This is a genomic window from Nocardia sp. NPDC051981 (assembly GCF_040680715.1).
Lineage (GTDB): Bacteria > Actinomycetota > Actinomycetes > Mycobacteriales > Mycobacteriaceae > Nocardia.
The window spans coordinates 1-11,816 of sequence record NZ_JBFAXK010000040.1; the positions used below are offsets into that span (position 1 = coordinate 1).

General features: G+C 65.8%; 13 protein-coding genes. 6 read left to right on the plus strand and 7 right to left on the minus strand.

The genetic code is table 11. The features are described from left to right. Positions 1–262 precede the first annotated feature (262 nt). Positions 263–1,189, minus strand: a complete 927-nt coding sequence (locus tag AB0L60_RS39365; RefSeq protein WP_364625035.1) for a hypothetical protein — start codon at positions 1,187–1,189, stop codon at positions 263–265. 332 nt (positions 1,190–1,521) lie between these two features. Between AB0L60_RS39365 and AB0L60_RS39370 the strand changes: the two genes are divergently transcribed. Beyond that, the gene (locus tag AB0L60_RS39370) at positions 1,522–2,382 is read left to right on the plus strand and encodes an alpha/beta hydrolase (RefSeq protein ID WP_364625037.1); all 861 of its coding nucleotides are present in this window, start codon (positions 1,522–1,524) and stop codon (positions 2,380–2,382) included. Positions 2,383–2,569: 187 nt separating this feature from the next. Here AB0L60_RS39370 and AB0L60_RS39375 read toward each other — a convergent pair whose 3' ends face one another. Next, positions 2,570–2,806 carry a hypothetical protein gene (locus AB0L60_RS39375; RefSeq protein ID WP_364625039.1) on the minus strand — a complete coding sequence of 79 codons (237 nt, stop codon included), beginning with the start codon at positions 2,804–2,806 and terminating at the stop codon, positions 2,570–2,572. A 478-nt stretch (positions 2,807–3,284) separates the two neighbouring features. Here AB0L60_RS39375 and AB0L60_RS39380 point away from each other — a divergent pair, with 478 nt between their 5' ends. Then, entirely contained in the window at positions 3,285–3,656 is a 372-nt protein-coding gene (locus tag AB0L60_RS39380; protein WP_364625041.1) for a hypothetical protein, read from the plus strand. Between the two features lie 596 nt (positions 3,657–4,252). Next, positions 4,253–5,608 (plus strand): DUF2252 domain-containing protein, encoded by a 1,356-nt coding sequence (locus AB0L60_RS39385; protein ID WP_364625043.1) that lies wholly within the window; start codon positions 4,253–4,255, stop codon positions 5,606–5,608. 657 nt (positions 5,609–6,265) lie between these two features. Here AB0L60_RS39385 and AB0L60_RS39390 read toward each other — a convergent pair. After that, entirely contained in the window at positions 6,266–7,168 is a 903-nt protein-coding gene (locus tag AB0L60_RS39390) for a LysR family transcriptional regulator (protein ID WP_364625045.1), read from the minus strand. A gap of 131 nt (positions 7,169–7,299) precedes the next feature. Between AB0L60_RS39390 and AB0L60_RS39395 the strand changes: the two genes are divergently transcribed. Next, positions 7,300–7,611, plus strand: coding sequence for an EthD family reductase (locus AB0L60_RS39395; protein WP_364625047.1), 312 nt, complete (start codon positions 7,300–7,302; stop codon positions 7,609–7,611). A 429-nt stretch (positions 7,612–8,040) separates the two neighbouring features. Here AB0L60_RS39395 and AB0L60_RS39400 read toward each other — a convergent pair whose 3' ends face one another. Both AB0L60_RS39400 and AB0L60_RS39405 read right to left on the minus strand, forming a co-directional pair. After that, a complete protein-coding gene (locus AB0L60_RS39400) occupies positions 8,041–8,427 on the minus strand; it encodes a carboxymuconolactone decarboxylase family protein (RefSeq protein WP_364625049.1) in 387 nt (128 codons plus the stop codon). Next, on the minus strand, positions 8,424–9,086 hold the full coding sequence (locus AB0L60_RS39405) for a class II aldolase/adducin family protein (RefSeq protein ID WP_364625051.1): 663 nt from the start codon (positions 9,084–9,086) through the stop codon (positions 8,424–8,426). Before AB0L60_RS39405 ends, AB0L60_RS39400 begins: the two co-directional genes overlap by 4 nt. Before the next feature lie 115 nt (positions 9,087–9,201). On the opposite strand from AB0L60_RS39405, the gene AB0L60_RS39410 reads away from it, so the two are divergent. Continuing rightward, the gene (locus tag AB0L60_RS39410; protein ID WP_364625053.1) at positions 9,202–9,591 is read left to right on the plus strand and encodes a MerR family transcriptional regulator; all 390 of its coding nucleotides are present in this window, start codon (positions 9,202–9,204) and stop codon (positions 9,589–9,591) included. Between the two features lie 188 nt (positions 9,592–9,779). Here the strand turns inward: AB0L60_RS39410 and AB0L60_RS39415 are convergent, their stop codons facing one another. Together AB0L60_RS39415 and AB0L60_RS39420 are read right to left on the minus strand one after the other, a co-directional pair. Beyond that, entirely contained in the window at positions 9,780–10,355 is a 576-nt protein-coding gene (locus AB0L60_RS39415) for a zinc-binding dehydrogenase (RefSeq protein ID WP_364625055.1), read from the minus strand. 255 nt (positions 10,356–10,610) lie between these two features. Next, positions 10,611–11,009, minus strand: coding sequence for a DUF4870 domain-containing protein (locus tag AB0L60_RS39420; RefSeq protein ID WP_364625057.1), 399 nt, complete (start codon positions 11,007–11,009; stop codon positions 10,611–10,613). A gap of 355 nt (positions 11,010–11,364) precedes the next feature. On the opposite strand from AB0L60_RS39420, the gene AB0L60_RS39425 reads away from it, so the two are divergent. After that, positions 11,365–11,682 (plus strand): hypothetical protein, encoded by a 318-nt coding sequence (locus AB0L60_RS39425; protein ID WP_364625059.1) that lies wholly within the window; start codon positions 11,365–11,367, stop codon positions 11,680–11,682. Positions 11,683–11,816: the final 134 nt, after the last annotated feature.

Genomic DNA, 11,816 nt, shown 5'->3' on the forward strand with positions numbered 1-11,816 from the left:
CGGCACGCCAGTGCGCCGCACCAGGAGGAGGGTAGACGCGGATCGGTTCGGCGAGCAAAGGCATATCGCGGTTGCGAACCGCACGACATTCGGCATTATGGTGCGTTCACTGGAATCGCTCAACCTGCCAGCCGCGCTCGTAGATGACGTCAGATTTCGTACATACCAACGGATCTCAGCCCCAGCCCGCTGACGGCAAAGTTCACCGACGGTCGCTGGCGGGATTCGTCAGCATAGCCACATAGGTGCGCCAGTCATAGTCCTATCCTTCGATGAGGCGCACGACGAGGGTGAGTCGACCGGCTGGCGTCCACGCGCCGACGGCGACGGTCCCCGAACCCAAAGGCGTGAGGCTCTCGATCTCTCCCTCGTCGCGGAAGTCGATCGGCAGTGCGATGCGTTCGGGCGAGTCGAGGTTCTCGTCGGCGACGATCAATGCGTCCTCGGTCGTGTACACGGCGACTCGGTCATCGTTGATCCAGCATCCAGCGAGACCGAATCCGTATTCGGCATCGACCTCACTCGCGTCGAGCCGTGAAATCTCTGTCAGATCCGGCCACGACAGCACCCGTACGGTTCGCGGATCGCTGGGATACGCGGTCACGAGCAGCCTGTTGCCCGAGGGACTGAAGCCCGCGATCACGGGATCTTCTCCTGCGAGGATTTCGGTCAGGTGTAAGCGCGATCCCTCGGCATCGACGCGGAAGGCGAGCACTCCGTCCTGCCCCATGGCGAGCTCGAGAATCGCCGTGTCCTCATCAGGATGAGGATGCAGGAACGCGCGAGCATCAGCGGCGTCGATCGCCTGATCGTCGAGGACCGTCCCGGTCGCGGAATCGAGCATGAGCAGCCGGTGTCTCTCACCGTCCGGAACAGCGATGCCGAGTGAACCACCGAGGAGCGCAACCGCATCGGCGGGCATTCCCGGCATCGTGACCACCTCGGCTCCGGCGATGACGAGCCCGTCGGCAGAGGCGAGTACGAGCAGATCGAGGCCCGATGCCGCCAGGACGCGGGCTTCATCCTCCACCGGGAGCTCGCGCTTCGAGTTCTCGCCGAGTCTGTCGTCGAGCAGACGTGCTGCACCGTCACGCCATAACGCGAAAGTCGCCCGCCCGCCCACCTCGCCGGCAAGAGCGAGACCCGACATCGGATCCAGGACATCGATCACGTCAGCGGAAATGAGCATCCGAGCACTGTATCGAGCGAGCGGTCATCGACTGGACCGAGAGGACTTGGCCAGACACCCCCTCGCCGTGTCGACGCGTCACCCCGACCATCAAAGGTTGAGCGACCGCCCTCAATTCGGCATGAGCGGATGTCTCTGGGCCGCCGTCGATCTCACCGCGGGCACCCTCGCTGGCCTGTTCGGTCAGCGCGGTAGGCGGCATGACCGGATACTTTCGTTAACCATAGTCAGCACTTGGGGTGGGCACTCCCTGTGCGAAACGCTGCAGCCGGGGAATGGCTGGGGCAGAGGGCGGCCCCGAGGCTAGTGTGGCTCTAGCAATATCAACAACCTTGGGGGAGCGAATCTTGGTTGGTACGACCGGTTTTCTCGATGTGCCTGGTGCCCGTCTGCGCTATGAGGTTCGCGGCGACGGCCCGCCGCTGGTCCTGTTGCACGGCAACACGGGCGACGGCGACGTGTTCCAGTTCGTCGCCGCGCCGCTCGCGCAGCGCTACACGGTCATCACCTACGACGCGCGAGGCAACTCGCGCAGCACACTGACCACCGACGACCCCGGCCCGCAACCGGTGCGCGAACGCGCGGATGACGCGCTCGCGATCATCGACGCGCTCACCGACGAGCCACCGTTCGTGTTCGCCAACAGCGGCGGCGCTATCACCGCGCTCGACCTGCTCAGCCGGTACCCGGACCGGGTGCGCCTGGTCATCGCGCACGAGCCGCCGATGTTCACCGTCCTGCCCGACGCCGCCGACCACGCGGCCTACTTCGCCGACGTCCACGCCACCTTTCTGCGCGAGGGCACCGACGCCGCGTTCCAGAAGTTCGCCGCGGGTATCGGCATACCAACGCAGAACCAGCCGGCCGAGCCCACGCAACTGCCGCCCGCCATCCGCGAGATGCGCGCACGCATGCACGCCAACCTGCCGTTCTTTCTTGGCAACGAAATGCTCGACGTCGTCGGCTACCAGCCGGACGTGCCCGCGCTCGCCAAGTCGGCCGACCGATTGATCTTCGGCATCGGTGCGGACTCGCGTGCCTTCCGGCCCGCGCTGCCTGCCCTGGAGTTCGCGCCGACGATCAACGCCGAACTCGTCGAGTTTCCCGGCGACCACGCTGGCTACCTCGGCTCTGCCGAGCCGTTCGTGACCACGATGCTGAATGTTCTCGCGGCCCGCTCGATCACGAAGTGACGGATCAGAGGCTTGCGACGGAACGGCCCCACAGGTCAGAGAAGCACGCGTTCAAGTGAATTCGCGCTTCTCGGCATTATGGGACGTTCGACACCTGCGATTCCGGGCCACAGACCCACATTCGACCCCATTGGCGCCACCTGGCGGTGCGAGAACACCGCCATGCCGACAGCTGTTCGGAAAACGATCAGCGGGTGATCTTTGACCAGCGTTCGTGGGCGGACTGGCGAGTGATGTTCGCGGCCTGGGCGATTGCTTCCCCGGAGGCGCCGGCGGCGCGGGCGCGGGTCACGGCCTCGATGCGCCGCTGCTCGGTGTCTCTGATCTCCGCGGTGATGAGTGCGATGAAGACGTCGATGCTGCCGTAGCGCGCGAGGACCTGCGCGAGCAGTTCGTGCACGGCCGATCCCATCAGATCGGTCATTTCACCCCGTTAAGGTTCACCGACCGGTCGGGCCCGGTTCTGTCCGGCATTCTGGCACGACAATCACGATCACTTAGTTAATTCGGAGATATCTGCGACCTTCCGTGCCTGGGCACTCTCGATTCGTGCCACCAGCACGGTATTCGGGCCGCTCCGACACAGGATCTCGGTACCGTGCGGTGCGGGTGAGCCGATCGCGGAGCGCGGCGGGATCAGGGTGCAGTTATTGCGCCGCATTCTTACGTCGGATCACCCCGGCCGGGGTCACAAGTGGACGACTCCGGAACCGGTGCCCCGCTTCGCCAACTCGAGCGGTGCATCGGGCTCGGCAGCCGGGTGGATCGGCCCGCAGACTCTTCTGATCCACCCGGCCCGAGCAGCAATCGCACCGTCACGGTGGAAATGGTCGTGTGCCATGAGCAGTACGGATGCGCGCCGCCGCCGGTCGAGGGCGCCGGGCTCAGGTGGCGGTGGGGGAATGGGCCGCCTGGCAGACCTGCACGTGCTGTGCGCCCAGATCCACCAATGGCAGTCGATGATCGCCATCGGTGATGAGCTACACGACCGCTACCCGGAACTGTCGCCGGTGCTGACCGGTCTGGACGGTGCCGCCGATCTCATCCAGGCCGACATCCGGATCCGCCGCCAACTCCTCGACGCCGACATCTACAGTCGCACTGCCGATTTCACCACCATCCCCGACCGGATCCGCCGGCGCGCCACCCCCGACGACCTGCTCCCGGCCGCCTATCTGCGCTATCAGTGCGCCGCGATCGCTGCGGCCTGCAAGGCGTTCGTCGACGTGGGCCGAGCCCTGCGCGATCCGGCGTCCAGCCGCCCGACGATGTAGCCCGCCCTCGCTGGTGTGGTCGAACTGCTGCGTCGGGTCGAGCAATTCGCTGGCACGGCCGGTGTCGAACTATCGAGCGGTCCTGTCATCGGTCGAGGGGGAGTGCCCGAGTGCAGATGTTCATCAGTGGCCGGGTCGGCCGCTGCGGCGGTGAAGCCCATGTCGTCATCGGTGCACCGCGTCCGGTCGGCGGGTGCGCCCGCGGTGAGGAGGTCTGCCACGTCGAAATCCGCCGCGCGGACACCGTCGTGCGGCTGCACCCCCGGCCGGGGTCCACGCACGGGCGGCACTGGACAACGCGCTGTGTGAGGTCACCCGGGATCTGGGCATCGACCTGCCGGGGTTGCTCGCACACGTCACGGTCGGGCCCGCATATGACATCCATGCTCGGTGCCGTCGCGGTTCGCTGATGTCCTGTCTCTAAAACGCCGATCGCCGAGGCCCGCCGCCCGCCAGTTCGCGCGGAAAGTGATGGTCCACATTCACGCTGGCGCGCGGGCGCTGCGAGACGCCCGTCAGCGAAGGACGAACCAACTAGGATTGGTGATCCGCGCCCGCTGGCGCGCAGGCGTCTCCAACCGTGTGAAGGAGGACCCATGGCGGGCAGCGTGGCAATCGAGGAGAGTGTCGCGGTCGGCCGTGCAGCACGTGAGATCGTGCCGCGGCGCACGCTGGCTGAATGGGATCGGCCTCACCGTTCGTGCAGCGCGCTAGGGATCCTGTTTTCCCAGCATGCTGAGCGAGACCCCGACCTGCTGCCTATCCGTTACGGTCGGATGAGTGCCTCGCCGTGGACGTATTTGCGGGGCGCGGCAGCGGTGATGGCGGCCGATCTCGCGCTGTCGCCCAATACCGGATTGACCGTGCAGTTGTGTGGTGATGCACATGTGCTCAACTACGGGCTGTGGGCTTCGCCCGAACGGAATCTGACTTTCGACCTGCGTGATTTCGATGAGACGCTGCCGGGTCCGTTCGAGTGGGATGTCAAACGACTGGCCGCGAGCTTGGTGGTGTGCGCCTGGGAGAACGGGCTGCCCGATGAAACCGCCGATGCCGCCGTCACCTCCGCGATCACTTCATACCGAACACATATGCGCGACTACGCAAAGATGTCGGAACTCGACATCTGGTACGACCGCATCGACGCGTCCACGCCGCTGGCCTCACTGGATTCCCGTGACCGAAAGGAGGTGCGCGCCCTGATCGCGAAGCAGGCCAGAAAACGCACCAGCCTGGGCGCATTTCGGAAGATGACCGAAGTCCGCGACGGCCGGCGGCAGATCACCGAGAACCCGCCCTTTCGAACACATCTGGACCGGCCCGAGAACAGCGAGGAAGCCGAGATCGCCCGGCAGGTGTTCGAAACCTACACCGCTTCAGTTCCCGAACAGCTCACCCGGCTGCTCAGCCGCTTCACACTGTCGGATGTGGTGCGACAGGTCGTCGGTGTCGGCAGTGTCGGCATGCGCGTGTATCTGCTACTGGCAGAAGGCCGCAGCGGTGAAGCGCCGTTGTTCCTTCAGGTCAAGCAGGCCGGAACCTCGGTTTACGAGCCGCACCTGGGACCGAGCGTGCAGGACAACCACGGGCACCGTGTAGTGCTCGGCCAGCACTTGATGCAGTCGGCGACCGACCTGTTCACCGGATGGACCCGATTGGAAGGGCATGACTACTACGTACGACAGTTCCGCGACATGAAGATCATCCCGGAGGGTCGCCAGATCGCGCCCTACCTGACCGAATTCGCGGGGTCTTGCGCGCATGCGTTGGCAAAGGCTCACGCACGCACCGGAGATCCGGTGGCCATCACCGCCTACATCGGTAAGGGCCGTGCCTTTACCCGCGGAATCGAGGAATTCGCACGTGCATACGCGAGACAAACCCACGCCGACCACGCCGACCTGGTCGTCGCCATAGCTGACGGCCAGGTCGAGACCGCGCCCGGCTGGTGATCCGACGCGGTCCGCTGCGTAGCAGGCTGCCGCCGTGAGAAGCAATCCCTCGGCGATGCCCTCGAAACGTTGAAGATCAACAGCGCTCGACATGGGTTCTTTGCCGGAGGTGCGGACGCCGCGACCCCAGCCGAGGTGTTCGGAAGACGATGATGGGGGAGGCGCCATACCTAACAAGGCCTCCCCCATCCTTGATTCGCAACCCCGTGTGCGCGTTCGGAAAACGATCAGCCCGAGTGTCGAGCAATCCGCTAGCACGGCGGCGTCGAAGTGTCGAGCGGTCAGGTCATCGGTTGAGGGGGAGTGGGCCTGTGGGGTCCGACTGCCCGAAGAGTCACTCCAGGAATGCGGTGTGCGCCAGTTCCGGTACGCCGGAAAGCGGCGAACATGACGCCCACGAGACGGGCGGTGGTGGGCGTCCTGGTTAGCGAGGCCGGTTTCGGCGACAGACCTCGGGGACCGGAGGAGGTCAGCCTGGTGCGCCGGCGCGGGGATGGGTCGCACGGGTGGGCTGGCTGCTCCGGTGGTCGCTGTAGTACTCGGGATCGTGGTGCCGGTTGGGCAATTGCTCGTGCTCGTACCGATTTCCGCTGTTGAAGGTTTTGGCGGCGCAGGGGATCGTCATCGTCGTCGGCAATCTGCGTGACCTGCTGCGCGTCAGTCCGGCAGCCAGTGCAGCTCGTGTGCCAGGGTTTTGGCGACGGTACGGATGCGGCGGTGTATTGGTGACTGCTCGCGTGGGAGGACCAGGTGGATCGTCAGGCTGGGTGCGCCCTGCAGCGGTCGCCACGTGAGACCGGCCGGTTGTGTCGTGACCGCGACTTCACCGGCCGGAGCGAGGGTGAGCCCGTCGCGTAGGTCGCGCTGAGACATGTCGAAAGAGACTGCGGGCGTGTGGAATCGGGGGTGTGGTCGGGTGTCTCGGAACAGTGCGGACAGCTGGTCGTGGATCACGGGGTTGGCCGTACGGTCGGGCAGTCGCAGCGGATACGCGGCCGCGTCGGCGATCTCGATCTCCGGGTGTTCGGCCAGCGGATGATGCTGTGCCAATTGGACTCCGACGCGCTCACGCCGCAGCAGGAACCGGCGCACGCCACGACCCGGCTGTTCACCGCGGGTGATCCCCGCATCGATGCGGCCGTCGGCGACCGCGGGAGAGATCTCCGGTGTCGCCATCGGGACCGCGCCGACCTCGAGTCCCGGGCTGCTGCGAATGAGCGTGTCCACCAGGGCCGGTGCCGTCTCGGCCCCGGTGCTGAGGCTGTATCCGATGCGCAGCGTGCCCAGTTCACCGGCCCCCGCATTCCGGGCGGTGTCCCATGCCCGGTCCAGCGCCGCCAGCGCGGGCGGCGCGGACTCCGCCAAAGCCGCACCGGCCGTGGTCAATACGACGCTACGCGTGTCACGAACCAGCAGGGCCGTACCGAGTTCCGACTCCAATCGGCGCATCCGGGCGCTGAGTGCGGGCTGCGCGATACCGATCCGTGCGGCCGCGCGGGTGAAGTTCAACTCCTGCGCCAGCACCAGAAAGTACCGCAGGCTCACCGTATCCGGCGCCACATGCCCTCCCCGTCGATTGATAACGATCCGTTCTGAGCCTATCGCGACCCGGTCTTTCCCTCGACCACACATCAAGCCCTAACCTGCGCATATGACGATTCAACCGACCGCGGTAGATGCAGGAGGCAGTCATGCATAAGTTGTTGGTCCTGTATCCCAAGCCCGCCGACCCTGATCACTTCCGCGACTACTACGTGAACAACCACCTTCCACTGGTCATGAATTGGCCCGGCCTGCTTGCGTGCCGCTACAGCTTCGACGTGGCGGCGAGCAAGGGAGAAGCGCCGTATTTCGCGGTCTTCGAAGCCGACTTCGCTGACGCCGCCGCCATGGCTGCGGCGCGGTCGTCGCCGCAAGGCCAGCGGGTGTCCGCCGATGTCGTCAACTACGCCACCGGCGGTGTGGTCGTCATCGACTATCCGGTGCAGGACGGCACCGACTGAGGCGGGACGGTACGCTCCGGGACGCGTTCGGTCGGCCGTTGCGGCCAGGTCCGGCTATCGGCGGAACGCCGTTGGCGGTTGCCGGTTCGTTGAGCGTCAAAGGTGGGCCGATGTCCTGGCCGGATGCCACGGTGGTTGATGCGCGCGTGCGGCGCGACGGCCGGGGCGGGAGCCCGCCAACCTCGGGCAGGCCCGGTGGATGTATCGGGATGAGTTGTGCTGCATGCTGTTTCGTCTTGTCTAGAGGCTTTCGAGCGGTTTGCGCCCGGCGACTTGCGGGAGTCGGCTGAGCCGCTGTTGCCAAGCTTCACCTTTCGTTCGCGGGGCGGCGCCCTCACCTAGTTCGAGCAGCTGATGAGGGCGAAACCCCGGAGGGTCCGGGGCGAGACCGGACCCTCCGTAGCGACCGGGTGGCTGAAGGCTAGGATTTCAGTCGGGTGGTCCGATGAGTTCGGCGATGATTTCGATGCCGAGTGCGTAGGCGGGCACGCCGGCGGTGAGGACAGCGGTTTCGGCCACGCCGATGAGGTCGCCGGTGGTCGCGCCGGCGTGGAGTGCGCCGCGGGCGTGGATCCGGGCAGGGTCGGATCGGCCCAGGGCCAGCAGTTGACCGAAGTGGACGAGCTGCTGCACGCGTGGTCCCAGCGCATTATCGGTCAGCACGATGTGCCGCAGCGCCATGATCGCTTCTTCGGTGTCGAGCCGATCGTGTTGTTCCGCCAGGCGCAGGCGGTCCTCGGCGCCGCGGGGGATGGTGCCGAGGGTCGAGCGGTAGCGGTCGCGGATCGCTTCGGCGCGGGATGCGTTGTCGCTCATGACACCCGGGCCATCGACGCGCGGACGGCTTCGAGGGCGCCCGCGGGGAAGTCCACGGCCCCGCCGATCGCTTGCGCGGCGATTTCCGCTTCGGCGCTTTCCTCGATCGCGTACACGAGCTCGGCGGCCGACGCGGGGTCCTGGCCGAAGACCATCAGGCCGTGGTTGGCCAGTAGGACGGCCCGCGTGGTCGGGCGTTCGTCGAGGATCTGCGCGATGCTGCGGACCGACACGTCCGACCCGCGCGGCCCCCATGCGACGATCGGCACATCCTCGGCCTGGCCGAAACGCAGCATCGGCTCGGTGCGGCACGGCAGCGGCCGATTGGCCACGGCGAACGCGGTCGAGGCGGGTGAGTGCGTATGGATGACCGCCCCCACCTCGGGGCGCTTGCGATAGACGATGCCGTGCATGGTGATGATCTCGGCGCTGGCGGACCGCAGCTTCCCCTCGAGGACCCGACCGTCCTGATGGACGATCGCCACCTGTTCGGGGCGCAGATCGCGGACGAAGCCCGGGGTCATGGCGAAGCGTTCGCTATCCACCCGCGCGCTGAGGTTGGCGTGCCCGGAGTGCGACATCACGCCGGCCACGAACAGCTGCGCGGCGGTCTCGGCGATCTGTTGGGCCTGGGGTGTCACTGCCGGTGTTCCCGTCATGGTCCGACCTTTCGGATTCGGTTGTCGGCGGCCGGTTGCCGCCGGTGAAGACCACCGTGCGCCTTAAACTTGGGTTTAAGTCAAGCGTCGAGTCGGACGAGGAGGAACAGCCGTGATGACCATCGGCCAGCTCGCCGCGAGCACCGGAGTCCCGGCCTCGGCGATCCGGTATTGGGAGCGGCACGGGCTCTTGCCGGAACCCGAGCGGCGCAGTGGGCAGCGCCGCTACCCGGCCGAGGCCGCGGACCGGATCGTGCTGTTGCGCAAGTGCCAAACAGCCGGTCTCAGCCTGGACGAGATTCGCGAGTTGCAGCAGGACCGGCTGCGGCGCAAGGCGATGCTGACCGCCAAGCTCGCCGAGATCGAGTGCCGCATCATCGACCTACAGCATGCCCACGAACTCCTGGCCCACGCCGTCCAATGCAGCAAGCCCGACATCGTGACATGCTCGACGTTCCGGGCGCAGATGGCGACCTGGCAGTCGCCGCCCAACGACCCGACCTAGCCCGGGGTGCTACGCCAGCGTGAGCCGAGCCAATGTGCCGCTGTCCGGTGCGGGCTCGCTTGTTGTCCGACCAAATGCCCTCAGCGAAAGAGATTTCTGAGTTTTCGCATCTTGAGGACCACGTCGTCCGGGAAGAACAGGCAAGCCCCGGCCCAGCCGTTCGTATCCCCGGTGAGAGGCGGTGTCGCCTATCTCGGCGATGGTGTGAGCACGATTCTCCCGAACACCTCGCCAGCTTCCATTTTCTGGTGCGCCAGCACAGCTTGTTCCAGGGAAAGCGTCTCATGCACAACCGCTTCCAGCTCGCCGCAGGCCGCGGCGGCGAACAGTTCGGCGGTCGCGGCGCGTCGGTCGGGTGCGGGCACGGTGTCGGCGCTGAAGGTCGCGAACGACATCGACTTCCTGAAGGCCGCGACCATCTCCGCGCCGAAGTCCGCCGGTGGCATGCCCGCCATCACGCCGACGGCCACCATGCGACCGTTCGGCTCGAGCCTGGCGAAGAACGAAGGCAGATCCGCGCCGGCGACGATGTCGATGATGACGTCGTAGCCGGCGGGAGCGTTCGCCGCACCCTGGCCGGCGCGGTCGAGTACGTGGGTCGCGCCGAGCTTGCGCAGGCGCTCGCCGCGCTCGGCCGATGAGGTCGTGACCGCGACCGCACCAGCGCCGCCACGAGCCGCGAGCTGGACCGCCATGACTCCGATGCCGCCGGCCGCGCCACGGACCAGCACCGACTCGCCGCGCGCGAAATGCGCATGGCGCAAAGCGAAGCGGCCAACCCAACTGTTCTAAACGTGCACTACAGCTGAGGAATTAGCGCGAAATTACTGTCCTACAGCGGATTGTGCGGGATTGCACCGGGTCGCACGGAACTCGGCAGTTCCGGACGTTCCGCACGGACGCTAACGGCCCGAGATAGCCTCGGGCCGTTGATCTTCGGACTGTCGCGTCTGGCCGCCGTGCAGGGTGCCGACAGCATTATCGATTACGAAATCGAGCTGGGGACTTCGAATACGCCGCTACTTGACCGAGCTGGCCAACTGATCGGCATACGGGGCAGTGAATTTTCCGACGATGGGAAGCTCCGCGCGGACACCGCCGGTGTTGTTCGCCTGGACCATGGCCATGATCCAGACGACGACCGCGAAGACCGCGACTGCGAGTCCGGCGCGGCTGAAGATGATCCCCAGGACTCCGAGGAGCGAGCCGACGATGCTCAGAACAACATTGACCACCGAGACCGCCCCGAAGAAGACGATCGATTGTGAGGCATGGAATTTCACATCGGGATCGTTCTTTCCCACGAATAGGAAGATGATTCCGGTGAGCCACCCCAGCGCGTACGACAGGATCGCGCTGGTCTTTTTGTCCAAGCCCGCGGACTGCGGTTGGTTCGCGGGAGGTTGAGAAGATGTCATGGGGTAAGTAGACGCCGCGCGCGCCCCCTACCGATCCCAACTTTCGGCTCGAACCCGCAGGTCGCAGGCCAGCCGACGACCGGGGTCCCGGACATGGTTCTCTTGACGAGATGACTGCCAACGAGCTCGAAATGCCTGGGCGATAGCTCATTACACAATCGAGCACCGAAAGGACGAAGAGTAGCCAAGTGGTCTCCCGGCAAGGAGCGATGCACGGTCATTGTTATGCAACGGTGTTCGGGCGGCCTCGAATCGATACAGCCACCTGAAGGTCGCCTGCCCCGCGCCGGTCGGTTCGATCAGCGGGGTATGTGGAACTGCAGGGCATTTGCTGAACACGCCCAAGTAGCCGGACATGCTCGCCGATGACGGCACCGTCGACAACGGCTCCGGACACGAGGCCTTCACAGCGATGCTGGATCATGCCCAGAACTGGAACACAGAGCTGGAACTGGCGAACCCCGCCCACGAAGACCTCACCGACCTGAGCCAGCTGATCCCCAGTCCGATGTTCATGGGCGGTGGCGCGATGGTCGGACCGATCGCTCCCGCGCGTGCCGACGCCGCCCTGCGCACCACGGTGACGAGCTTCTTCGACAAATTCCTACGTGGCAACGGATCCACCGCCCTGGAGCATCCGGCGACAATCCCGGATATCACCGTCATGCGCTGAGGCTGGCTATCTGGTCCGCACGCCAGGAGGGCGGGAATACACGAAAACGACCTTGCCAGTTGACCTTCGAGCCACTCCGCGTGTCCCTTCCACGCCACCCGTAAGCGACTGCAAGTAGGTTCTTGACTCTCACA